Here is a 24,184-nt window from a genome sequence, read left to right as displayed (position 1 = left end):
AACAGGAGGCACGCATGAACTTTGACGTGGACTTGGACCTCACTTCACATGCTCTTTTTTACCGAACCTTTCAGTATAGTCCAAATGCGATAGCTCTCGTTTCTGCCGGCGGCCGCTGTCTTGCGGCCAATCCGGCGTTGTGCCGGCTCTTGGATGAGACGGAGCCGAGTTTGAAAGAACGGGCGGTCGCCCAGCTTTGCCATCCGGACGATGGCGCCGTCTGGGCCGAGTTTTGGCAGGAATTGACGCACGATGTCCAGGATGAGAGTTCTCATGAACGATCTCTTCGCTTCCTTCATCGGGAAGGGGACGCCATACCCGTTTGGGTTAGTGTGACGCGTTGTTCGTACGAACAAAATGAAGCGCTTACTTTCTATATTGCACATATCTCGGCTTGCAATCCCGACCGCTGGCAGCTGTACGAACAGCGCTACCGTTCGTTGTTTGACAATCATCCCGATCCGATGTTTGTGTTGAGCTTGGACGGTTATTATATGGATGTGAATCACGCGTTCGAGAAGCTTGCAGGCTATACGCGGGAGGAAATCGCGCAGATGCGGCTTCATTACCGCACGATGATCGACGCCTCGGAGCACGGCAAGGTTCGCGATTGCTTGGCGATGGTGGCTCAAGGAGCACCCCAGCGTTTTGACATTGTTGGGATCGATCGGTGGGGGCAATACCTGAACCTTGATGTGACCGTCATTCCTTTTGTCGAGAACGGTCGGATTACGGCGCTGCAGGGCATCAGCAAAAACGTTACCGAACAAAAAAAGCTTTGGGAGCATTTGTGCGAAAGCCAAAGGCGGTACGAGCTGATATCGTCCCACAGTCAGGACATTATTACGCTCTGTGCGCCGAACGGCCGCGTCCAGTATATTTCTCCGGCTGTGTATACGCAACTCGGGTATGATCCGCAGGAATTGATCGGCGTTATGGGACAATCGCTGGTTCATCCCGAGGATTTTAGGCACGCCTCCGAATCCGTCGCCGCGGCCCGTTCGGACGAGAGCCGGCATATGCTCCGAAAGCGGCATAAACAGGGGTATTACATTTGGTACGAGAGCTCCATTAAATTTATTCGGGACCAGCACGGCGACGTTTGCAACATTGTGGCCGTGGCGCGGGATATTTCGGAGCGAATGCAAGCGCAGGAAAAGCTTTTCCATAGCGAAGAAAAATACAAGTCGCTGGTGGAGGAGTTGCCCGTAGCGGTATTTATCGAGCAAGCAAGCCGGTGGGTTTACGCCAACGATACGGCGGTAAAGCTGCTTGAGGCATCCGCTCCGGAGGAGCTGCTTGGCCGGTCGGTTTACGATTTTCTTCACCCCGACTTTCACGCGATTGTGCGCAACCGGATTCGCATGATGGAGGGCGGCCAATCTCTGGCCCCCATGAAGCAAAAGCTCATGACGGTTGGAGGCCGGCCGATTGATGTGGAGGTGTTCTCGTTTCCGACCTGGTTCGAAGGGCGGTTCGCGACCCGTGTGATGGTAAGGGATATTACCGATGCCGAGAAAGCACGGGAGCTGTTGGAACACTCCGAAAAGCTTTCGCTTGTAGGCCAACTCGCCGCAGGTATCGCGCACGAGATCCGTAATCCGCTGACGGCGATCAAGGGTTTCGTTCAGCTTCTTAAATCGAACGCGTCGGACAAGCCGTATTATTTCGATATCATCTCCTCCGAAATTAACCGGATCGAGGAAATCATTGGCGAGATGCTGGTGCTGTCCAAACCGAAAGAGGCGCAAATTCGTCCGCAGGACATCCGCCCTCTGATCGGCCATGTCGCTACGCTCATCGACGCGCAGGCGATTATGAACAATATCGAGATCGTTACTGAATATGAGGAGGACTTGCCTCTACTGGAGTGCGACGAGAACCAGCTCAAGCAAGTATTTATTAATCTATTGAAAAATGCGGTCGAAGCGATGCCGAATGGGGGAAAGCTGACCCTGCAGGTGGCTGCGGAAGCCGGGGGAAGGCAGATCGCCGTACGGGTCATCGATCAAGGCTGCGGCATCCCGGCAGAGAAGCTGGCGAGCATCGGCCAGCCTTTCTACACGACCAAGGAGCAGGGAACCGGGCTTGGTATGATGGTGAGCATGAAGATTATTGAGAATCATGACGGTACGATGTCGATTGCCAGCGAGGAGGGGCAAGGAACGAAGATCGAAATCCGCTTGCCGGTCAAGGCTCGTCCCAAGGAGGGCCCGGCGTATGATGAGCATCATCCGCCAAGAGCCGGATATTAACCAAGGAAAACGAAAAACAAAGTGCTTCCGTGCCGCAGGTTATGCGTACGAAGCACTTTGTTTTTGCGTTACGGCCCGGTTTCTTCTTCGCCCGGATCATCGCCTTCGGCATATCCCTCAACAAGAAAGCCTCCGAACGGCTCCAGCAGCTTTTGCACGAAGGCGGAAAGGGGCTCGGTGCGATCCAGCCGGTAATAGGCTTCAAGCGCTTCGTACAACTCTTCTGTAAAGGCCGGGTCCGACTGCTTGAGGCTGCGCTGCAGCCATTTCCCGTCTCCAATCCAGAAGCCGCCGGTCCGCAGTGCGAATTCGGCAAGCATCCCGGCGAGCTTTGCCGTTATAAACAAGCCTTCGGCTCGCGAGGCGCTGCATTCCAGGTCCGTCAGCGTCTCGCCGATTTCATACCGCGCCCGGTCGAGCTCTTGGATGGACCAGGCCGGGGGGCCGGCATCCAGATCGCGTCTGGCTTCTTCGATGATGGCCGCGACGTGTTCGTGACCGTGCAGCACGATGCCTTCCGAGCACATCCGCAGCAGAGAGGGAATGGCCGATTCCACCGCCTGATCGAAAAAGTAGCGGTACGTATCTTTATTCAATACGAACGCTTCGATGGTCCATCCGAAAGCCCGATAAGTTTTTCGGAATGGCCCCAATTGGGATTCATCGAATAGAACGAGGTCCAGGTCCGATCCCGGCGTCGCGCCGCCTTGGACGACACTTCCGGCCAGAATGGCCGCTTCGCTTTGCGGAAACCGCATATTCACAAACTGCTGTGCGGCTTCGAGGCCCGACAGGCTCATAGTAGCATCACGCTCGACTTGATCAGGATAGTTCAACATATGCTTAAGCCGGCCTGAAATTGCTACATTTCGCCATGACGCCCGTCATTTTCGGGCAATGAACAGGGCGTGCTCCAAGTAATCGTGGTTTGCGGCGATCAGATCGTCGTGTGCAATCGATGTTTGCCAGACGGATGCGTCGAGCACAGCTCCCGGGTCGATGACCTGATTCATATCGGGGTAAGCAATTTGGTCGTCTGTGATGTGTTGGACAAAAGCGGAACGGTCGCAAACGGTGATCTCGGCAAAGCCGGACGCCTGAAGCAGTTCGATCCACTTTTGTTCCGTGAGCAGGTCGTTCAGCTGAAAAAAGCCGGTGACCTTCCGGTAAGCCTCTTCCGTGATCGAGGGGGTAGCGATCACTTCCCGATCATAAAGAGTACCGCCGGGCCGGAGCACCCGGCCATATTCGGCCAACGCCCGCCCGATGTCGGCAAAATTCGTAACCGATTCCGCCAGCACGATGTCGAAGGTCGCGGCTTCGAACGGCAGCGCCGTGATGTCTCCTTCCACGAACCTCACGTCAAGCTGCTCGGCTTCGGCCCGGAGCTTCGCTTTGGCCAGCATGCCGGGACGAAGGTCGAGCCCTATAATGTCAAACCCTTGCTTCGCCAGATAGCAAGACGTTCTTCCCGTACCGCATCCGACCTCCAGTACCCGGCTCCCCGTTGGCAGCGGAAAGCGGGAAAGCTGGGACACGGTGGCGGAGAAGCCGCCGGGATGCGCGCTTCCAACACCCAAACGGGACAGCATATCCAAATAGTTCACCGCACTGCTCCTTCCTCTTCCGAAATACAGATCACTGTATTGTATGGAAAGGGAGGGCATCCGGTTAGGGATGGATGTCCGGGGTGCGCAACTTTTTTACGGGCTTCATTTTGCCGTAGGTCAGCAGCTCCGATACGGTAACGAAACGGAAGCCGCGCTTCTTCAGCTCGGGTAAAATTTCTTTGAGTGCATCGGCGGTCTGGCCTTTCCCTTCCACGTAATCGTGGAACAGCACGATATCCCCGTTGCGCGCATTGCCGAGAACCTTGTTGACGATTTTGTCGACTCCAGGGGTACTCCAGTCCCGCGTATCCTGATGCCAAGACCACATCACGACCGTATACCCTTCATTCCTCGCCATATCAATCAGCTTCTCGTTGTAGAACCCCCCGGGCGGCCGGAACAGACGGCATTTCTGACCGGAGGCGGCAAAGATGACCTCCTCTGCGCGCTGTATATCTTGTTTCAGCTTGGCGACGGATCCGTTTCGTTTAAAGTACGTATGGCTATACGTATGATTAGCCAGTTCGTGGCCTTCCTCCGCTTCGCGCTTCACCAGCTCCGGAGACCTCTCAACCTTGTTGCCGACAAGAAAAAACGTTGCCTTTGCTTCGTAGAGCTTGAGAAGATCGAGAATTTGCGCGGTATCATCCGGGTCGGGGCCGTCGTCGAACGTAAGCGCAATGACTTTTTCCGCCGTCGGCACTTCCCAGATGACTTCGCCTCGTTGTTCGTAGTAGGCTCTTCCTTTGTGAGGCGCGTCCTCCGCCGTAACGGAGGAGGTCTGAACCATAAGCAGGCCCACGGCGGCAGCCGCCAACGTTGCCGAAATGATCTTACGAATGACCGATCCCTCCTGAACGCAATTGTTAGATTTTAGGATGGCCTGTCCGGTGAGGATTATAACGATCTTCGGTTTCTACCTTTTTCCTTGTGTGAAAATGCCATCGAACCGGCAAGCTAATGTCATATCCTTGAAGGTACGGAGGAAACGTATGAAAAAAGGGGTTCTGATCTTGGCGGCGGCTGCGGTCTGCATCGGTCTCGGGTCGCTGCCCGTCCGCGCGGGAGCGCCTGCCGCTCCGGCCAAGCTCACCTTCGTCGTACAGGCTTCGCCCGAATCGGCCATGCGCAGCGAGCTGACGGTCCGATCGCCCAAGCTGCTTAAGAAGCTGCTGCCGGATAAGGTACGGCCTGTGCAGCAGGTGCCGCTTACGGATGTGTATGCGGTGCTGGAGAAGCAAGGAGCGACGGTCCGGTATGCGATCGACGCGCATGGGAACTGGTACGATACGCAGCATAGGCAAGCGCTGGAGCTACCGCTGGTTCTCAAAGATCGGCTTCACGGATATGCGGAGGCGGTCCGTGCCGCCCATTACGGCCAATTGGCTTCGTGGGAGGAAGCGCGTCAGACGGTTGCCATGAAAGCGGTATGCCGGATCGTCGACTTGGAGACGGGGCTCGCCTTTCAAGCGCAGCGTCGCGCCGGCAGCAGTCATGCGGACATGCAGCCACTGACCAAAGCGGATACTGCGGTAATGAAAGAGATCTATAAAGGGGCTTGGAGCTGGAAACGGAGAGCGGTATTGGTCGAAAAGGACGGGCGGTCGTTTGCCGCTTCGATGCATGGCATGCCGCATGGCGGCGACGGCATTCCCGGCAACGGGTTTTCAGGGCATTTTTGCGTCCATTTTCTGGGGAGCACGACCCATCGCTCCAAACATGTGGACCCCGACCATCAATGGATGGTGTACAAAGCAGCAGGCCGCCTGGAGGAAGGCTTCAGGCTTGCTTCGCCTTATGCCGTGGCGGACAGCTTCCTGATCGCGATCAATCAACAGGACCCGCAGTTGCTGAGATACGCTTTCGGCGATACGGCGAACCCTCAGCTCGAGCGTTATATAAGTGACATAAGCAAGATTAAGGTCATCCGCCGAATCGATCCGTTCCGCGATCAAGATCCAAGCGGCCGGCTCGGACTGGAGCTGCCCGTCGATGTGACGGTCCATGAGGTCGGCCGTCGACCGAAAAAGCAGAAGCTAACCTTTCACTTGAAACGCAGTGACGAGAGTGCCAGATGGGTCATCGAGCGTATCGAGCCTCCTTTTTTTGCCCTGGCCAAATAAGTCCGCCCCGTCTGTCGCGTACTCACCGGCGTGATACGACGGGGCATTTTTGTGCATAAAATGCAGGGTTTTCAGGAATAATCTGCTACATAGCGGTGGTTCGGATCGATGAGGGGAGGGGGAACTGCTATGCTGCGTTTTTTATTCCGCCAGCGGCTTCGGAAGCAGCAGACAGCCGGCGAGACTCCGCAAGAACCAATAGCCCGTTTAACGGAATCGGTCACGCACAACGTATCCATGATCAAAGAGCTGTTGGGTTCTCCCAACGACCTGATCATCCGCGAATTCAGGATCGGGCCGCACAAGCATCTCTGCTCTTTAATTTCCATCGACGGCTTGATTAATGCCGATCTGTTGGACGAAGAGGTGCTCCGGGTGCTTTTAACTGGAAGATGGTTAGAAACCCACACGGCCCCCGCCGAAGGCAGCGCCTTGCTTGACCTACTGCACAAAGAGATCCTATCGGTAAACAGCATCGATCGGGTCGATTCTCTGGACCAAACGATGCTGAGCATATTATCCGGGCTTGCGGCGCTTCTGGTGGACGGTACGTCCGACGCGCTGCTAATCTGCAGCCAGCGTTGGCAGGAACGACAGGTGGAAGAGCCCCAAACGGAGGCGCTTATTCGGGGGCCGAGGGACGGTTTCACGGAAAATTTGCGGACCAATACGGCATTGGTGCGCCGTCGGCTCCGCGACCCTCATCTGCGCTACCTCTCCTACCGCATCGGCCACAGATCGAGGAAGGAAGTCATTTTTGCTTATATCGACGGCATCGCACATCCCGATCTGATCGCGGAAGCGAAGCGGCGATTGGAAACCATCGACATGGATGAGGCGGAAGGCTCCGGCTATATCGAACAGTGGTTGATGGACAGCTTTCTTACCCCGTTTCCGCTGATTCACAGCACGGAACGCCCGGATAAAACGGCTTCGGCGCTTCTGCAAGGAAAGGTTGCTCTATTGGTCGACGGTTCGCCGTTTACGTTGATTATGCCGGTCACCATCGGCTCCATGTTTCAATCGCCGGAAGACTATTATCATCATTGGCTCATTTCTTCGTTGATGCGGCTTTTGCGGACGGTTTCCGCTTTTTTGGCGACGTTTCTTCCTGCGCTGTATATTGCGCTCGTCGAATATCATCAAGGCATGATCCCGTCCAAGCTTGCTTTTTCGATCGCAGGCTCACGCGAAGGCGTGCCGTTTCCGGCCGTTGTCGAGGCGATGCTGATGGAAGTGACGCTGGAAGTACTGCGCGAAGCGGGCATCCGGCTGCCCAAGCCTATCGGACAAACGATCGGCATCGTCGGCGGGCTTGTGATCGGGGAAGCGGCAGTAGCAGCGGGCATCGTTAGCCCGATCATGGTTATCGTCGTTGCCATAACGGCCATTTGTTCGTTTTCGCTGCCATCCTATTCGTTTGCGATCTCGCTTCGCATGCTGCGGTTTCTGATCATGCTGGCCGCGTCCATGTTCGGCTTGTACGGGATCGTGCTCGTGTATATCATGATCAACATCCATATCGTGAACCTCAAGAGCTTTGGCATTCCGTTTACCGCGCCGTTCGCGCCGTTCTTTTGGAACGATTGGAAGGATCTGATTCTGCGCGCGCCGGTTACGGTGCTCGAAAAACGGCCGCAGCTCATGCAGACGCTGGACAAGGTGCGGATGAACAAAAAGGGTGGACCGAAGGGACAGGAATAAAAAAGCAGGAAGACAACCTGACGGAAACGGAGGACTTCACGTGAGACGGTTCGAATACGGCGATGATGAGATTAACGGTACGGAACTGCTGTTTTCCGTCGCTTCGATGATTCTCGGCCTCGGCGTATTGACGCTGCCGCGCGGCGTCGCTAAAGTGGTGCCCTCGTCGGACGGCTGGATCGCCATTCTGATTGCCGGCCTAATGATCATGATCTTAACGTGGGTTTTGGCGAAGCTGGCGCTTCGCTTTCCCAAGCAGCCGTTCACCGAATTTGCGCCCCGCATTGTCGGGAAATCGCTGGCTGCCGTCTTATCCGTATTCTTCTTCATCGCGTTTGCCATGTTCTCCAGCTATGAGGTGCGGGGGGCGGCGGAGGTTGCTAAAGAATATTTATTTGCACGTACGCCTGTCGAAGTTATCGGCCTCATTTTTTTTCTGGTTGTCATTTATGCGGCATCCGGACCGCGGGTAGGGATCGTGCGTCTGAATTTGCTTTTTCTTCCCTTCGTCATCGTCGTTTTTGTGCTGGTGCTTGTGATGAATGCCGGTTTTTTCGAATTCGAGCAGTTGAAGCCCATAGGGATCAGTGATTGGAAGAAATTGGGCATAGGCATCAAGGAAAGCTTGTTTTCGTTTTTAGGTTTTGAATGTGTCGTTTTTTATGCCGCTTTAATGAACCGTCCTAAGGATACGGTCAAGGCCGCTGTCATCGGCATCTCCATACCGCTTATTCTTTATACGGCATTGTTCATCGTGACGATAGGCGTCTTCTCGGCCAAGGCTACGGCGGAGCTGCAGTATCCGGCGGTGGAGCTGGCCAAAGAAATCGAGGTACCCGGGGCGATTCTCGAACGGTTCGAGTCGTTTTTTTTTACGATTTGGTTAATGACGATCTTTAATTCCGCCGCGATGACGCTTGACATTTGCGTTTGGATCGCAGGCACGTTTTTTCGCCGGTCAAGCAAACGGACGATAGCTTTCGCCTTGGCTCCGTTCATTTATCTGGCCGGTTATTTGCCGAAAGATTTAACGCAGCTTGCCGCTTATGGGCGGTTGTTCAGCTATGTCGATTTGTTCGTCGGTATTTTGATTCCCTCGCTGCTGCTTGGGATTGCCAAGCTTAGGGGGGTGTCGGGCAGTGCTTAAGACGCCGGTTTCCGTTCTGTTCACGCTGGTTCTTCTGGTACTGACGGCGGGATGCTGGGATCGTGTCGAAATCGAAGAGCGCGGCTTTGTGATCGGTGTTGCGATTGATGTTCCAAAAACGTCCCAAAAGGCGGAACAGCGAAAAACGGAGTTGGAGAAGAGCCCCCGAGGCAAGGCGCGATATGCGGTAACGTATCAATTCGTCGTACCGGGCAAGCTGCAGAGCGCAGGCGGTTCGAAAAGTACCGCCTCGGGCCAGGCTTATCTGAACCTGACGTCGGAAGGAGACGCCTTGTTCGATATCGACAAGCAGCTTGCGGGGCGTGCGAGCCGCTATCCGTATTACGAGCATTTAAAAGTGATTGCAATCTCGGATCAGGTGGCAGGGAACGACCATGAATTCGCCCGCGTGCTGGATTTTTTCCTGCGTGAGCCCGAGATGCGGCGCAGCGCCAAGGTATTTGTTACGGCAGGTAAAGCTCGAAACATATTGAATGTCGAGCCCAGCAACGAGAAGCTGCCGGTCATGTACATCAATTCCGTTTCGGAGAATAGCGTAAGGAACGCCAGTATTTTGCCGGAAACGAAGCTGGGGGACATTCATGAGCATTTGCTCGGTGAACGAAGCTTTGTCGTGCAGCGGATGATGAGCGCAGAGGACAGGCACGAGGTGAAGCTCGAAGGGGCGGCCGTAATCCGGGGAGAAAACTCGCAAATGGCCGGGGCGCTTGGGCCGGAAGAGACGGAAGGCCTTAACCTGCTCACCGGGAAATTTCGGACCGGAAATGTGAAAGCCGAAGTCAAAAATAAGCTGGTCGTATGCGATCTCACGATGAAGAAGAGAACCATCACCGCCGACGTCAGCGACCCGCAGCACATTCGTTTTCAAATTGGTATCGAAGCGGAGGGCGCCATAGGCGAAAGCTACGCGCAGTCGCTCGATTTATTGAAAAGAAAATCGGTGGATAGGGTAGAGCAGGCGGCGGAGCGGGAGATCATGCGGTTGACGAAGTCGGTGATCCGCAAACTGCAGCGAGATTTTCAGGCGGATGCGATTGGGCTTGGCGTCAACTTGCAGCAGAACCATTACAAAGTATGGAAACAGATCGGCGATAATTGGGAAAAAGGGAAGCGCTACTTTACGCAGTGCGAAATTCAAGTGGAGCCTCGTGTCATTATTCGCCGGACCGGAACGGTAAACCGTTCGAACCGATAGGAGACGATTGCATGATTCAACTCATAAAGGAATATACGCCGTCGGGATCGATATGGCTGTGCGCATTTTTGTCTTGGGCTATTCCTTACACCATTTACCGGATTAACCGCAAGCTGCACGAAATGGCCGATCCGCCTTGGAAGAAGGAGGAACAGGAGAAATCGAACTAGGAAAGGGACCACTCGGATTCTTCGGCGGATCGGCCCGGTCAACATGTGAAAAAGCCCCTGTACACAGCACATGGGGCTTAAGATAGAACACTACCTGGTCGGGCTCGGTACGTGCCGGCCTGGAGAACCGCCTGGCCAAGTTTGATACCCCGCGCCCGGGGCGTACCCCGGCCAAGTTCGGTATCCCGCGCCTGGAGCGTACCCCGGCCAGGATTGGTACCCCATGTCTGGAGCGTACCTCGGCCAGGAATGGTACCCTGTGCATGGAGCGTACCCCGGCCAGAATTGGTACCCCGCTTCTGGAGCGTATCCGTCAGGCCGGGATTGATATCCAGCGCCTGGAGCGTACCCCGGCCAAGTTTGGTACCCTGCGCCCGGAGCGGCCCCCGGCCAGGTTGGGTACCCTGCGCCCGGAGCACCCCCCGGCCAGGTTGGATACCCTGCGCCCGGAGCGGCCCCCGGCCAGGTTGGGTACCCTGCGCCCGGAGCACCCCCCGGCGAGGTTGGATACCCCATGCCCGGGGCACCCCCCGGCGAGGTTGGATACCCCGCGCCCGGGGCACCCCCCGGCCAGGTTGGATACCCCGCGCCCGGAGCACCTCCCGGCGAGGTTGGATACCCCGCGCCCGGAATACCGCCTGGTACGCCCTGATAGCCCGTTCCCGGAGTGCCTCCATACACACCGGGGCCTCCGCGTTCGTCGGGATATCTTTCCGGGTTTATAACGTCGTCCGGCGTCTCGAATTCACTATGCGATTCGATGTAAGGAATTTCCTCGTAACTCATGGAATCCTCTCCCTTTTTGGCTTGGTAGGAAGCATATGTACTACGCTAATGTCCATAGTCCTTACCAAGTATATGAGACGGATACCCAAACGTGACCGAAAAAATGGAAGGGCTTGTTTCTTTTTTCACAGTGAAGGTGAGCTTAATAATCTATTTCGGGCCGACCTGCCCCCTATCGTTCACGTCAATGGCTTCCTCGGCATTATGTCTACCGTAGCCGGGCTGCCTGTAATCCGAGTTGCCCAGTTTCTCCATGATCCGCATCTTTTCGATATGTCCGCGCGTTTCAGGCGTCCCCAGCCGATAGATCATAGCGTACAGCTCCCTTGCTTGGGAGTTGTACTCATTCGTCGCCTCGTCATGGTCCGCCGATTTATAAGGCACTCCCGCGCGTGCGAACGTCTTTTCCGTTTCGGCCATGTAACTGCCCATCAGCCACCGCAGCTCCCGAATTTCCTGATCGGTGGCTTCCACCGCATATTCATAGGAGTAGTTTCCAAGATCCGCAAGCGTCTGCGCATCCTCAATCGTGCCTGAACCGACGGAAACGTAATAGCTTTTTTTGAGCATATTAAACCCCTCCCGTTAAGAAAAACGTAACTTTTCTTAACCTGAAGGGGAGGGCTTGAACCAACCGCCCGTATCACTCCAAAAAAATCGCCACAATCGCCGTAATGATCAGCCCCGCGACTACGGGCTTCAAATTGCGCCGCGCCAGTTCGAACGGATCGACGCCGCAGATGGCAGCCGCCGGGATAAGCGCCCACGGCACAAGGGTGCCTCCGCCGACCCAGATCGCGGCAATCTGCCCAAGCGCGGTCAGCGTGGCAATCCCCGAGCCGATAGCGGCGGCGAATAGACGGGCAATCGAGCCAGCCAGCGAAATGCCGGAGAAGCCGGAGCCGTCAAGACCGGTAATGGCGCCGACGGTCGTCAGCGTGACCGCGCCGATCGCCTGATTGAGCGGCACCGCATGGGCGAGCGCATAGCCGAGATCGTTGACAAGGCCGTGCGAGCCTTCGGGCAGCACGCTACCGAAAATGTCCGTAAGCGCCGAGTCGCCAAGGTAAAAGAACGCGGCTATCGGAATGACCGGTCCGAATACCTTAAAGCCGAACAAGAAGCCGTCGATCAAATAGCCGGTCGCCCGCTCCAGCCCTTGCCCTCGGTGCGTCAGCAGCGAGACGAGCAGCATCGCAAGCAGCGCGGTTCCGCCGACAAGCGCAGTGGCATCGCCGCCTTGCAGCTTGAACACGAACATGGCGGCCACATCGGCGGAGAACAGCATCGCTATGACCCAAGACAGCGCGACCCGGCCCGTGCGCGGCAGAAGGGCTTCTTTGGCCTCCGCTTTGCCGGCTCCTGCCTCATAAGCCGCCGCTGCGCTGCCGATGCCTGACGCAAGCCGTCTCTGCCGCATCTCGCGGCGCAGCATCCAGAAGGCGGCGACTGTAGTCACGGCGCCCATGACAATGACGAGCGGCACGCTGGCTTCCATGACGGCCGCAACAGGAATGCCTGCAGCATCGGCCGTCAGCTTCGGCGCGCCCTGGATGACATAGTCGCCGGACAGCGCGATGCCGTGGCCGAACAGGTTCATCGCCATTGCCACGCCGATTGCGGGCAAGCCTACCCGTACAGCTGCCGGCAGCAGAACTGCGCCTACCAGCGCAACGGCCGGGGACGGCCAGAAAAACCACGACATCGTCATCATGAGAAAGCCAATGACCCAGAAAGCAAGCGCCGGGGTCCGGATGAATCGGGCAAACGGCGAGATCATGGTCTCGCCTACGCCGCTCTTTTCCAGCACCTTGCTCATCGCCACGACGATACAAATGATCAGGATCGTGCCGAGCAGCTCTTTCATGGCATAAATAAAGCTGTTGAATACACCGCCGACCGAAGCGTGAAGCGATCCCGTCGAGAGCAGCCCGATCAGCACAATGCCGGTAATGCAGACGATCGTCGTATCCCGGCGCATCACCATGAATCCGATAATCAGCAAAATGAACAGCAGATACGCATAATGAAGTGAAATTAGAGTGATCCCCAATCATCCCACCTCCACTGGACAAAAGCCTAATGCTTTTGTACTACAGCGTATGCGGACAGCGGAAAAGGGTGAGAACATGCTGTGCTTTTGCCGATGGATCAAGCGTCGGGGCAAGAACGCCAAAAAGACCGCCCTAAGAGCGGTCCGGCTATCACAGATGTCTGCGCAAGTTCCATAGCTTACTAAACGAGCTTGTCCGATATTACCGGGACGTCCGCCCGTCCCGATCGGGCATCAAGCCTCAACTGCCGCTCCCTACTTCTTCGCGGCGCAGCACGAATTTCTCGACGACGTGCTTGACGCCGTCCTCATTATTGCTGAAAGTCACATAATCGGCGATTTCCTTCAACGACTCGACGGCATTGCCCATCGCAACGCCAAGCCCCGCTACCTCCAGCATTTCGCGGTCGTTCCAGCTGTCTCCGATACCGATGACCTGCTCGAGCCCGATGCCGAAATGCTCGGCCAGATGCGCAAGCGCATGCCCTTTGGTGCCTTCGATATGCACGATTTCCAGAAAATGCGGCTTCGATTTCGTAATATGCACCTGCCCGCCGGTCAAGCCGCGGAGCCGCTCCGCGACCCGGTCCAGCAGCTCCGGTTCGTCGATGATCAGCAGCTTCATCGAAGGCTGAGCCGCCAGTTCTCCGAAGTTCGGGTACACGGTATAAGGGATTTTCGAAAGCGCGGCGTACGCTTTCGCTTTATCGTTATCATCCTTGACATACAGCACGTCGTTTACGTACGTTTGCAGATGCAATCCTTCGGATTCGCAAAAATCGAAAATGAGCCGCGCCGCGTCGGCAGGTACGGTCCGTTCGTATAAGACGCGTCCGTCGATTGAATTTTTGACGAGCGACCCTTGATATGTAATCAGCGGCACGTTCAGTTCCAACTGCCCGGCGAGCTGCTTGGCCGAGGCGTACATGCGCCCGGTAGCCAGCGTAACGATTACGCCTTCGGCCAGCGCTGCGGCAAGCGCCTCTTTGGTTCCTTCTGTGATCTGTTTCTCGTCGTTGATCAGCGTATCGTCGATGTCGATTGCAAGCATTTTGTACATGGTGCGGTCTCCACTCCCGTAAGTCAAATTGCCCTCATTATAACGTACCGCGCATATTTTTCAAGCTTTTTTGTTCGTGCGCTTGAATAGGGAACCGTTCCGCAGGCCCGCTGTAGCCGGTGCAGCGGTTCCTCCACGATTTTCAACGTTTCTGGCCCGCCATATTCGGTTACAACCACGCGTACGTTCATCATTTTGCATCTCTCCTCGAGCCTGAAATTGGTAGATGCCTTTATCGTACAAGTTAGAGATAACTCTAAGTCAAGGTTTTGTTCGCGGTCGGTCGGGAAGGGAAATCTGATTCCGGCCGGGATATCGGCACTAAGAAACATTACACTCATCCATCCGAATGATTTCTATGCGAGTTGGCAAGGGATGTCTATTTTTGCGATTAATTAGTGCTAAAGAAATAGTTCGAATTACCCGATGATTAATTTATAATTAATTTATTCCTATAAAGGCTTAGACTTGTACAGCGCTTCCCTTGGCAGCAATATGCGATACAACATTGAGATGAGGGGATGGACATGAACTGGATCGCTTGGCGTAAACCGATGATCGCGGTGATAGTGGTCTATTTTGCGGTATTCGCTGCGGCAAAATGGGGCTTTGGGGCGGGCGCGCGCTTTTTCCTGCTGTGGGAGACCATTCCGCCTGCTGCTTCGCTTGCGATGCTGCTTAGGACTTATCGTACCCAGCGGGGCAGCGCGGGAACGTTCTGGCTGCTGATGACCGCGGGCGCCTGTTTCTATTTGCTGGGGCAACTGGTATGGTCCTTCTATGCTTGGGTGCTGCTGGTTCCTCCCCCGACGATCAGTTTAGCCGACCTGTTCTGGAACCTGCAGACCGGACTGTTTTTTGCCGCTTTGTTTTACTTGTTGTTCCGGGAAAAAAGCATCTCGCAAGGCATCCGGTTTCTCTTCGACTGCATCATGATCCTATTGATCGTCGGTACGGTAAGCTGGGAATTCGTTATCAGACCTAACCTGCAGGCGATGCTGTCCCATCCCGACGGGTTCGGTCAGGCGGCGGTTGTGTCGTATCCGATAACGGATTTTGGAATATTGCTTTGCCTGTTCGTTCTCCATTTCGCTTATACGCCTTTGTTCGACCGGCGGGTGTTTGCTTTGATCACCTTCGGTTTCGTCGTCTTTATCGGCGGGGACACGGTTTATGTGCTCGACGTGATATCGGGAAAATATCAGGGAGGACAGTGGTACGACCTGCTGTGGAGCGCAGGACTATTCGCATACGGCTTCGCGGGCTGGCATGCTTCCCACCCCAATGACCGGCCTGCGCCGGAGCCGCGATTTGTCGCTTATGCCCGTCTGCTGCGTCTGCTTTTTCCTTACGCCGGCTTCGCGATCTTATTCTTGTTAATGCTTAACCGCATCGACAAGCCAGACGCTGTCGTGACAGGAACGGTCATGGTAACCGTCCTGATCTTGGTACGGCAAATCTCCATGCTTCTGGAGAATGAAAGGCTGGTCAACCGGCTCAAGCAAATGCTCGAAAAAAGCGAGTTTCTTGCATCGCATGACGACTTGTCCGGACTTCCGAACAAGCGCTTGTTCGAGCGGAAGGCGCAGGAAGCGATCGAGGACGCCTCGTTGGACGGACAGCCGCTTGCGGTGCTGTTTCTCGATCTGGACCGCTTCAAATACATAAATGACAGCCTAGGCCATGTGACGGGCGACGAATTAATTCGTCAAGTGGCGGAACGGATTCGGGGAATTGTTCCGGAGACGTGCATCGTCGCGCGCCAAGGGGGCGACGAATTTACCATTCTGACCGGTCCGCTTGCCTCTTCCCGGCAAGCGCAAGCGCTTGCGGAATCGATTCTCCGGGTCGTCGCCGAGCCTTTCAAGGTCGGAGTTCACGAGATTCAGACCTCAACGAGCATCGGCATCGCGATGTATCCGGAGGACGGCTTGACCAAAGCCGATCTGATGAAGCATGCGGATGCGGCCATGTATCAGGCCAAAGAGCTGGGCGGAGGCCGGTTCCGGTTCTTTACGCCGACGCTAAAGGACGGCATGCTGAGAAGCATCCTGATGGAACGCGCGCTGCGGCATGCGCTGGATCATGACGAGCTGTTTCTATGTTACCAGCCGCAGGTATGCTCCAAGGAACTGACGATCGTCGGGGCGGAAGCGCTGCTGCGCTGGAGGAATGCAGACGGGCAGTTGGTGCCGCCTTCCGACTTTGTGCCGCTCGCGGAGGATACCGGCTTAATCGTGCCGATCGGCGATTGGGTCATTCGGACGGCGTGCAGGCAAGCCGTTGAGTGGGAGCGGGCAGGGAGGCCGCCGCTGAAAATTGCGGTGAACGTCTCGCCCAGACAGCTTGTGCAGGACGGCTTCGTAGACAAGGTGGCCGGTATTTTGAAGGAAACGGGAATGGCTGCCAGCCGGCTCATTATCGAAATTACGGAAGGCGTCGCGCTGCAGAATACGAAGGAAACGACCGATACGCTGCTGCGCCTTAAAGCGTTGGGGCTGCAAATCTCGATGGACGATTTCGGTACGGGGTATTCGTCGCTCGGCTATTTGCGGACATTCCAGGTCGATTCGCTCAAAATCGCGCAGTCGTTCGTCGGAGAAATGGCCGAGAACGAAGGGCATGCCGGCATTGTCAAAGCGATTATGGCTATGGCCCGAAGCCTGAATTTATCGGTCGTGGTCGAAGGAGTGGAGACGGAGGAGCAGGTGAAGCTGCTTCAAACGATTGGCGACTGTACGATTCAAGGCTATTACTTTTATAAACCGCTGCTGCCTGACGAATTTTCCGCTGTACGGGATAAGGTGAAGCAATAAAACCCGCAGTCCTGAACGAGCCAGGGCCTGCGGGTTTCCTTGTATAGCGGCGTTATTTTTTCAGATCCAGCCGGATTTCGCGGCCGTCGTTCGGCAGGGAGAGCGGCTGGCCGGAAGCGCCCTTCTCCTTCATATAATCGACCCAGGCGTCCAGCATGATCTTGCCGTCCTTCCAGTCCTTCACTTCGGCGAACGTCGTGAATCCGTCCCCGGCGCCGGTCGACATGAAGTCGTTGGTTGTCACCTTGAAGGTACGGCTGTCGTTCAGCTTCCCGTCGACATAGATCGGGGTGCCATCCAGCAGCGTAATTTTGCTGTATTTCTGACCCTGCGGCTTCGTGTTGTCCCACTCGACCTTCAGACCCGAGAATTGCATCGCCGGCAGCTTGGAATATTGGTCCGTGACCTCAAGCAGCGTTTTGATTTGGGCGGCAGTCATCGTGCCCGTTCGGTTGTAGTTGCCGAACGGCAGCACTTCGAACATCATGCCGTAGGTTACTTTGCCCGGCTCGATATCCGCGCGCAGCCCGCCGATGTTCGTGAAGGCGATATCGGACTTCTCGGCCCAGCGCATCGCATCGGTGACGGAGTTGCCGATCGGCGTCACGCCATCGCGTACCTGATTGCCATTCGCGTCGTAACGGTAGGAGCGGGTCGTCCATTTTTCGGTGGCTACGGCGATTTGCTTGTTGGTTTGCTCGGCAATTTTCGCTTGGTAGTCGGCGACCGTTTTTTGCACGTCTTTGTTCGCGGTCGTCAGATTCGTGTACGTTTCCAGCAGGCTGGCGCTCGAGGAAACGACTTTTTTGCTGTCCTTATCGACATAAAGCTGAATGTGGCCGACGGCGTACAGCCAGCTTTGCGCTTCGACCACCGGAATGTGGTTCACGATCCCCGCCACGCGCTTGTGGGAATGGCCCCCGACGATGGCGTCCAGCGTGCCGTTGCCTGTCCCGTTCGCCAGATCGACGAGCTCGCCCATAATTTGCTGCGATTTGGCGTCCTGCTCGCCCGGCAGGTGGGAGGTCACCAGGACGATGTCGGCTCCTTTGGTGCGCAGCTCGGCCGACAGCTCCTTCGCGTACGGAACCGGATCGGCGAACGTCAAGCCTTCGATGTTGGTGGACTTGGTCGTCGTCTTGGTCTGCGGCGTAGCGAGGCCGATAATGCCGACCTTCAGTCCGCCTTTCTCAACGATGGTGTAAGGCTGCGTCCAGTCGACGCGCTTGCCGGTTTTGTCTTCGATGATGTTGGCTCCGAGAATCGGGAACTTCGCTTTCTTGATATTATCGATCAGCGTGTCACGGCTGAAGTCAAACTCATGGTTGCCGATGGCGGCGGCGTCATATTTGACCTGTGCCATCGAATCCATGACGGATTGGCCGTTGGTCGTATTGGAAATGAGCGTACCTTGCCATGCGTCTCCGCCGTCCACGACGACCGTACCGCCGGGATTGACCGAACGGAAATCGTCTACGATGCCGCCGAGCGTTTCGATACCGCCCTGCGCCTGATTGCGCTTCTTGTCGAAGCCCACTTCGATATGGCCGTGAATGTCGTTCGTGGTAAGAATATCAATAACCTGGAAAAGGACCGGTTTCAGCGCCTTGACCGCTTCGTCGCGGGTTACGGAGCCCTTCGGATCGAAATTGCCGTCCAACTTCGGCTCAAACAAGCCCGCAAGCACGCCGTAAGCGACAAACGGACGGGACGATTCGCTGATGGAGGAAGCGTCCTTGAAGTAGCTCAGCACGTTCTGATTTACTTTCGGCGCCTGGCCTTTGGTGATGGCGCGCACGACGAGGACGGCCAGCTCTTCGCGGGTTACCGGACGGTTCGGCTCGAAGAGGCCGCTGTCGCCCTTGGATACGATGCCGGCGGCGACGGCGTTGGTAATGGCTTCAAGCTGCCACGCCTCCAAGTCGGTGAACGGCTGCCCCGATTTGTCGCTCTTCGCCAGCTTGGCTGCGCGGTTCAGCATGGTAACGAGCTCCGCCCGGGTCACCGGCCGGCTGCCGCGCAGGTCGGTATCGTTCGGATACCCTTCGACCGCGCCTTTCTCGAAGGCCAACTGCATGTCCGTTTTGGCCGGAGTCGAAGCGGCGGCTTTGGTCGCGGTTGTTGGTTCGGCCGCCAGCGCGTAAGGGACGCCGGAGAGCCCGGGCGCGCTCAACAGCGAGGCGGAGAGCACCGACAGGACGGCGGTTTTTTTCCAGTGGGACGAATGCTTGGTCAAATGATTTTCCTCCTAAATCATGGTTATATATGGGAACGAATCTATTATAACGGATAATTGTCATCGCGGTGTGAATGCGATTCATATTTTTTTTTGATGAAGCGGGCCTTGAAAGTTTGCTATAATAGAACGATCATAAACGATCGAGGTGCAACCGATGCAAAAATATTTAGATCTGCTACAGGACATCATGACGAACGGGGTGCGCAAGGAGGACCGGACCGGAACGGGGACCATCTCGGTATTCGGGCGGCAGCTCCGGTTCGATCTGTCCGAAGGTTTTCCGTTGCTGACGACGAAAAAGCTCCATATCCGCTCGATCTTGCACGAGCTGCTGTGGTTTTTGAGCGGGGACACGAATATCCGCTACTTGCAAGAGAACGGCGTCACGATATGGGACGAATGGGCGGACGAGAACGGCGATCTCGGACCGGTCTACGGCTCGCAGTGGCGTTCGTGGCCGGCTCCGGACGGCCGGAGCATCGACCAGATCGCCAAGCTGATCGAGCAGATTAAGCGGAACCCCGATTCGCGCAGGCATTTGGTCAGCGCGTGGAACCCCGCCGAAGTGGACAACATGGCGCTGCCGCCTTGCCATTATGCGTTCCAGTTTTATGTCGCGGACGGCAAGCTGTCGTGCTTGTTCAACATGCGTTCGGTCGATACGTTTCTCGGGCTGCCGTTCAACATCGCAAGCTATGCGTTCCTGACGCATATGGTGGCGCAGCAGTGCGATCTGCGGCCGGGCGAGCTGATCTGGACGGGCGGGGACGTGCATATTTACGCCAATCATGTGGAGCAGGTCAAGCTGCAGCTGACCCGCGAGCCGTATCCGCTGCCGCAGCTTGCGATCAAGCGGAAGCCGGATTCGCTGTTCGATTACCGGTTCGAGGATTTTGAGATCGTCGGGTATCAGAGCCATCCGTCGATCAAAGCGCCGATTGCGGTATAACGAGAGCGTACGGGGGCATCATTAGGCAAAAAAGGACGCTTGCGGTTCGCGGAGCGCCATACTATACGCAAGGAGAGGTTCGCGTGACGATTTCTTTCATTCTCGCGATGGACGAAGCCCGCGGCATCGGCATCGACAATACGCTGCCGTGGCGTTTGCCGGCGGACTTGGCTTATTTCAAGCAAACGACGAAGGGACATACGGTGCTGATGGGCCGCAAAACGTTCGATTCCATCGGCAAGCCTCTGCCCGGACGCCGTAATGTCGTGCTGACCCGGGACGAGCGATTTGCAGCGCCGGGCTGCGAGGTGGTCCATTCGGCGCAGGAGGCGGCCGCCGACTACGGTCGCGGCGGAAGCCGGGCTTCCGAGGAGCTGTTCGTCATCGGCGGCGCGGAGGTGTACCGGCAGCTGCTTCCGTTCGCGGACCGGCTGTACATTACGGAGATCGCGCACCGGTTCGCCGCGGATACGTTTTTTCCCGAGCTTGAACTCGGCGAATGGCGCGAGGTGTCGCGACAGCGCGGCGTGAAGGACGAGAAAAATCCGTACGATTACGATTTTGTTGTGTACGAGCGCGCTGGAATGTAACGTATCCCCAAAAAAGGAATGAAGCCGGAGCTTTTCGCGCATCTTAAAGGTTGAACCGTGTGCACATCCCAGCATGATTGAGAGGAAGATGCCGAACATGACACAGGTCAACCAGCATCAAATGCCGATCCGGCATGTGATCGACAACGCGGAGAAAGCGATCCAGGTGGCCAAGGACGCCGAAATGGCCGTCCGCCACGCGCAGCTTCAGTCCGACCCGCACAAGCTGTCCTCTGCGCTTGCGCAGCTGGAATCGGCGCATCAGGCGCTGGCGAAGGCGCAGAGCCAGATGTCGGCGCAGGACCAGGAGCACCACGGACAAGAGCTCGTGCAGGTGCAGGACCAGTTGAACCAGGCGCAGCAAAGCTTGGATGTGGTCGCATCGAACACCGAGCAGCCGAAGCAAGTCCGCTGACGGGACGCAGGTTGCGCCGCTCCAAGCATTTAAGCGAAAAAAGCACAGGCCCGCCGATTAAATTCGGCAGAGCCTTGTGCTTTTTTGTATGTTATGGAACCTGAGCAATTCGAGGCCGTGTATCGGGACGCTACCGTTACGCCTGCAAGTGCCGTCACGCCGGTAGAAACGATCCCTTGAACCGAGTGTAACGTATGGAATGCATTTCATAGCAAGCGTTTTTTTCTATGAAAAGCGATGTGTTACAATACAGCTAATGAGCGAGGAGGCGGACGGCTATGGCGAACATTAAAGAAATTGCCCGCACGGCAGGCGTTTCGGTCACGACGGTCTCCCGCGTGCTGAACCGCCACCCGTACGTGAGCGAGGACAAAAGGGCCGCCGTGCTGGAGGCAGTGCGGAAGCTGGACTACGTGCAGAATTTGAATGCCGTCCATTTGATCAAGGGCAAGACATCGATGATTGCCGTCGTGCTCCCTTATGTGGATAATCCGTACTTGAGCTCGCCGGTGGAAGGCATCTTGAGCGAAGCGAACCGGTGCGGGTACCGCGTAGTCCTCTGCCAAACGAACTACCGCCCCGAGGAAGAGCTGAAAGTGTTCGAAATGCTCAGAATGAAGCAGGTCGACGGCGTCATTATCACGTCGCGGACGAACGCTTGGGATGTGATCAAGCCTTATTTGGCTTACGGACCGATCGTCGTTTGCGAGAACGCAGGGGACGAACCGCTGTCCTGCGCCTATATCGACCACTACCGCAGCTTTGAAACGGGTCTGCGTTATTTGACGGCTAAAGGACACCGGCACGTCGCTTGCTGCATCGGCAGGCGCGGCAGCAATACGAGCCTGGCGCGGGAACACGCTGTCCGGGAAGCGCTCGCTGCCGTGCAGGAGCCGCTGCGGCCGGAGTGGATGTTCTACGACGCGCTGTCGATGGAAGCGGGCGTTGAGGTCGCGCATCGGCTGGCCGGCATGAACCCGCGCCCGACGGCGGTGCTGGCGGGCACGCACCAGACCGCGGCGGGGCTGGTCGCCGAAGCGCGTAAGCTCGGGCTTCGCGTACCGGACGATTTGGCGGTGATCGGCTTCGATAACCATATGCTCGGCCAGTTGCTCGACATTACTGCGGTGGAGCAGTCGAACAAGGACGTGGGCCGCGCCGCTTTTCAAATGCTGCATCGCTATATTGCGGAAGACCGGTATGAGGCGGAGAAGCAGGAGCTGCCGGTCCGGCTGGTGGAGCGGTCGACGGTCTGAAGCGCGTGGAAGGCTGGACAAGCACAGGAGTACCAGCTATACTAATACCTAGAATTACGATACATAGATTTACGATGCTTAAATTCGAATGACAGCATAGACATGGAAAGGAGGCGCGCTCTGCCATGAAGCTCAGCAAGGAGCTGCTGAAAGGAAGCACCGGGACGATGATACTTACGCTGCTCGGGCGGCGCAACATGTACGGGTACGAACTGATCAAGGAGCTGGAGAAGAGCTCCGGCGGGATGTTTTCGCTGAAGGAAGGGACGCTGTATCCGATTCTGCACGGCATGGAGGCGGAGCGCTGGGTCGAGGCGTACTGGGAGGAAGCGCAGGGACGGCAGCGCAAATACTACCGCATCACCGAGGCCGGCAAAGGGCATCTTCGGGAGAAAACGGCGGAGTGGAAGCAGTTCCGCGACGCGGTCGATCTCGTTTTGGGGGAGGGAAAAGCATGATCCGCGAGCACGAGAACGTGCGGGATTATTTGAGCAGCGTTTGCTTGCAGATACGGGCGAGGGAACTGCATAAGGACATCCGGCGCGAGCTGGAAAGCCACTTGGAGGAGCTGGTACTCGACAAGGAAGCGGAAGGCGCGAGCCGGGAAGAAGCGGTCGCCTGGGCGATCCGGCAGATGGGCGACCCGGTAACGGTCGGCCGTGAGCTGCACCGCATCCACAAGCCGCGGATACATTGGGGCTTGCTGCTCGGTTTGATCGCGTTTCTGGGGCTGGGGGTCTTCGCGATGTACAGCATCGAGTCCAGCTATGCGGCGATGCGTTCCAACGGCCTCGGCGGGGTTGATTTCGCAATCCGTAAAATGTTTTTCATCGCGCTAGGACTGCCGGTTTTATTGCTGTTTTATTTTATGGATTACCGGAAGCTGAAGGCTTGGTCGCTCTTAATGTATGGGGTTGCCGGCGTTGGTATGGTTTGTACTATGCTGTTCGGGCGGCAGGTGAATGGGGCGAGAAGTTATTTTGCGTTTGGAAGTTTCGCGGTGGATTGGACGGTTATCAGCTCCTATTTATTCATCGCTGCGGCGGCTGGCTTGCTTCTCGATTGGCGGGGGCAGAAGCGTAATTTTTGGCTGAAATCGATGTTTGCTTTTGTTCTCGTACCGGTTATGCTCTATATTATGGTGCCTTCGTTACCGACGCTTCTATTTTATCTGGCAAGCTATGGGATCTTATGCAGCGTCGTTACCCGTAAATGGTGGCTTGCGCTGCTGCAAACGGGAGGAACACTGCTTCTTCTGGGTGGAGCGTTCTTGATCCGGTATTACTTGAGTCAGCGAGTGTTAGCCTTTCTTAATCCCGACAGAGATCCTTCGGGTGCGGGGTATATGTATATCCAAATGAAAGAGGCCCTGAGCAGCGCCGGCTGGTGGGGCCACGGATTCGGAGCGGTCAATCCGATGCTGCCGTATGTTCATAGTGAACTGATTTTCACTTATCTTGTCTACAGCTTCGGTTGGGGTGTCGGTATCGCGGTTGCAGTCGCCGCCGTATATTTCGTAGCCCGGCTGCTCCAATCGATGGGGCAGGTCCGCGAGACATACGGCAAAATGCTGATCGTGGCCGCCACTTCCATCATCGGGGCGCAATTCGGCTACTGCATCGGCATGTCGCTAGGCCTGCTGCCGATTACCTCGGTTGTCCTTCCGTTCGTCAGCTATGGCGGCACCCATATAATAGTCGAGATGGCGATTATCGGCCTCGTTCTCGGCATTTACCGGCGGAAGGACATGATCCGCCTTGGCAGGACCTTTTGACGGTAAAAAAGACGCCAGTCG

22 protein-coding genes are annotated in these 24,184 nt (G+C 56.3%); 13 read left to right on the top strand and 9 right to left on the bottom strand.

Going from position 1 to position 24,184, the window contains the following annotated elements:
* Positions 1 to 14 precede the first annotated feature (14 nt).
* Complete coding sequence (locus tag QMG93_RS10520; RefSeq protein WP_281936100.1) at positions 15 to 2,255, top strand: PAS domain-containing sensor histidine kinase; 2,241 nt, start codon at positions 15 to 17, stop codon at positions 2,253 to 2,255.
* A gap of 68 nt (positions 2,256 to 2,323) precedes the next feature.
* On the opposite strand, the gene QMG93_RS10515 is transcribed toward QMG93_RS10520, so the two are convergent.
* The 3 genes from QMG93_RS10515 to QMG93_RS10505 form a co-directional block, all read right to left on the bottom strand.
* Positions 2,324 to 3,094 carry a nucleotidyltransferase domain-containing protein gene (locus QMG93_RS10515; RefSeq protein ID WP_281936098.1) on the bottom strand — a complete coding sequence of 257 codons (771 nt, stop codon included), beginning with the start codon at positions 3,092 to 3,094 and terminating at the stop codon, positions 2,324 to 2,326.
* Positions 3,095 to 3,139: 45 nt separating this feature from the next.
* The gene (locus QMG93_RS10510; RefSeq protein ID WP_281936096.1) at positions 3,140 to 3,862 is read right to left on the bottom strand and encodes a class I SAM-dependent methyltransferase; all 723 of its coding nucleotides are present in this window, start codon (positions 3,860 to 3,862) and stop codon (positions 3,140 to 3,142) included.
* A 64-nt stretch (positions 3,863 to 3,926) separates the two neighbouring features.
* Positions 3,927 to 4,655 (bottom strand): polysaccharide deacetylase family protein, encoded by a 729-nt coding sequence (locus QMG93_RS10505; RefSeq protein ID WP_281936374.1) that lies wholly within the window; start codon positions 4,653 to 4,655, stop codon positions 3,927 to 3,929.
* Between the two features lie 202 nt (positions 4,656 to 4,857).
* Between QMG93_RS10505 and QMG93_RS10500 the strand changes: the two genes are divergently transcribed.
* The 5 genes from QMG93_RS10500 (at position 4,858) to QMG93_RS10480 (ending at position 10,225) form a co-directional block, all read left to right on the top strand.
* Positions 4,858 to 5,988, top strand: coding sequence for a hypothetical protein (locus tag QMG93_RS10500; RefSeq protein WP_281936094.1), 1,131 nt, complete (start codon positions 4,858 to 4,860; stop codon positions 5,986 to 5,988).
* Positions 5,989 to 6,117: 129 nt separating this feature from the next.
* Entirely contained in the window at positions 6,118 to 7,692 is a 1,575-nt protein-coding gene (locus QMG93_RS10495) for a spore germination protein (protein ID WP_281936092.1), read from the top strand.
* 40 nt (positions 7,693 to 7,732) lie between these two features.
* Positions 7,733 to 8,839 (top strand): GerAB/ArcD/ProY family transporter, encoded by a 1,107-nt coding sequence (locus QMG93_RS10490; RefSeq protein WP_281936091.1) that lies wholly within the window; start codon positions 7,733 to 7,735, stop codon positions 8,837 to 8,839.
* Positions 8,832 to 10,055, top strand: a complete 1,224-nt coding sequence (locus tag QMG93_RS10485) for a Ger(x)C family spore germination protein (RefSeq protein ID WP_281936089.1) — start codon at positions 8,832 to 8,834, stop codon at positions 10,053 to 10,055. Before QMG93_RS10490 ends, QMG93_RS10485 begins: the two co-directional genes overlap by 8 nt.
* An 11-nt stretch (positions 10,056 to 10,066) precedes the next feature.
* Positions 10,067 to 10,225, top strand: a complete 159-nt coding sequence (locus tag QMG93_RS10480) for a hypothetical protein (RefSeq protein ID WP_216792633.1) — start codon at positions 10,067 to 10,069, stop codon at positions 10,223 to 10,225.
* Between the two features lie 90 nt (positions 10,226 to 10,315).
* Here the strand turns inward: QMG93_RS10480 and QMG93_RS10475 are convergent, their stop codons facing one another.
* From QMG93_RS10475 to QMG93_RS10455, 5 genes are all read right to left on the bottom strand, one after another.
* Complete coding sequence (locus tag QMG93_RS10475; RefSeq protein WP_281936086.1) at positions 10,316 to 11,011, bottom strand: hypothetical protein; 696 nt, start codon at positions 11,009 to 11,011, stop codon at positions 10,316 to 10,318.
* A gap of 150 nt (positions 11,012 to 11,161) precedes the next feature.
* Positions 11,162 to 11,581, bottom strand: a complete 420-nt coding sequence (locus tag QMG93_RS10470) for a hypothetical protein (RefSeq protein ID WP_281936084.1) — start codon at positions 11,579 to 11,581, stop codon at positions 11,162 to 11,164.
* Between the two features lie 73 nt (positions 11,582 to 11,654).
* Positions 11,655 to 12,998 (bottom strand): hypothetical protein, encoded by a 1,344-nt coding sequence (locus tag QMG93_RS10465; protein ID WP_413789283.1) that lies wholly within the window; start codon positions 12,996 to 12,998, stop codon positions 11,655 to 11,657.
* 307 nt (positions 12,999 to 13,305) lie between these two features.
* Complete coding sequence (locus QMG93_RS10460; RefSeq protein ID WP_281936080.1) at positions 13,306 to 14,124, bottom strand: Cof-type HAD-IIB family hydrolase; 819 nt, start codon at positions 14,122 to 14,124, stop codon at positions 13,306 to 13,308.
* A 23-nt stretch (positions 14,125 to 14,147) separates the two neighbouring features.
* The gene (locus tag QMG93_RS10455; RefSeq protein WP_281936079.1) at positions 14,148 to 14,318 is read right to left on the bottom strand and encodes a hypothetical protein; all 171 of its coding nucleotides are present in this window, start codon (positions 14,316 to 14,318) and stop codon (positions 14,148 to 14,150) included.
* A 333-nt stretch (positions 14,319 to 14,651) separates the two neighbouring features.
* On the opposite strand from QMG93_RS10455, the gene QMG93_RS10450 reads away from it, so the two are divergent.
* A complete protein-coding gene (locus QMG93_RS10450; RefSeq protein WP_281936077.1) occupies positions 14,652 to 16,940 on the top strand; it encodes a putative bifunctional diguanylate cyclase/phosphodiesterase in 2,289 nt (762 codons plus the stop codon).
* 52 nt (positions 16,941 to 16,992) lie between these two features.
* Here QMG93_RS10450 and QMG93_RS10445 read toward each other — a convergent pair whose 3' ends face one another.
* Positions 16,993 to 19,176 carry a 5'-nucleotidase C-terminal domain-containing protein gene (locus tag QMG93_RS10445; RefSeq protein WP_281936075.1) on the bottom strand — a complete coding sequence of 728 codons (2,184 nt, stop codon included), beginning with the start codon at positions 19,174 to 19,176 and terminating at the stop codon, positions 16,993 to 16,995.
* A 157-nt stretch (positions 19,177 to 19,333) separates the two neighbouring features.
* Between QMG93_RS10445 and QMG93_RS10440 the strand changes: the two genes are divergently transcribed.
* The 6 genes from QMG93_RS10440 to QMG93_RS10415 all read left to right on the top strand — a co-directional run bounded on the left by QMG93_RS10440 (position 19,334) and on the right by QMG93_RS10415 (position 24,163).
* Complete coding sequence (locus QMG93_RS10440) at positions 19,334 to 20,128, top strand: thymidylate synthase (RefSeq protein WP_281936074.1); 795 nt, start codon at positions 19,334 to 19,336, stop codon at positions 20,126 to 20,128.
* Positions 20,129 to 20,211: 83 nt separating this feature from the next.
* Entirely contained in the window at positions 20,212 to 20,718 is a 507-nt protein-coding gene (locus tag QMG93_RS10435; protein ID WP_281936072.1) for a dihydrofolate reductase, read from the top strand.
* A 97-nt stretch (positions 20,719 to 20,815) separates the two neighbouring features.
* A complete protein-coding gene (locus QMG93_RS10430) occupies positions 20,816 to 21,133 on the top strand; it encodes a hypothetical protein (protein ID WP_281936070.1) in 318 nt (105 codons plus the stop codon).
* Between the two features lie 278 nt (positions 21,134 to 21,411).
* Positions 21,412 to 22,389 carry a LacI family DNA-binding transcriptional regulator gene (locus QMG93_RS10425; protein ID WP_281936068.1) on the top strand — a complete coding sequence of 326 codons (978 nt, stop codon included), beginning with the start codon at positions 21,412 to 21,414 and terminating at the stop codon, positions 22,387 to 22,389.
* 125 nt (positions 22,390 to 22,514) lie between these two features.
* Positions 22,515 to 22,847: a PadR family transcriptional regulator gene (locus QMG93_RS10420; protein WP_281936066.1), complete on the top strand. Its 333-nt coding sequence runs from the start codon at positions 22,515 to 22,517 to the stop codon at positions 22,845 to 22,847.
* Complete coding sequence (locus QMG93_RS10415; RefSeq protein WP_281936064.1) at positions 22,844 to 24,163, top strand: FtsW/RodA/SpoVE family cell cycle protein; 1,320 nt, start codon at positions 22,844 to 22,846, stop codon at positions 24,161 to 24,163. Before QMG93_RS10420 ends, QMG93_RS10415 begins: the two co-directional genes overlap by 4 nt.
* The last annotated feature ends 21 nt before the right edge of the window (positions 24,164 to 24,184 follow it).

It is taken from the genome of Paenibacillus tyrphae, from assembly GCF_027925525.1.
GTDB classification, from domain to species: Bacteria; Bacillota; Bacilli; order Paenibacillales; family NBRC-103111; genus Paenibacillus_G; species Paenibacillus_G tyrfis_B.
The sequence above is the reverse complement of the archived record's forward strand: the minus strand, read 5'-3'. Positions and strand labels throughout refer to the sequence as shown.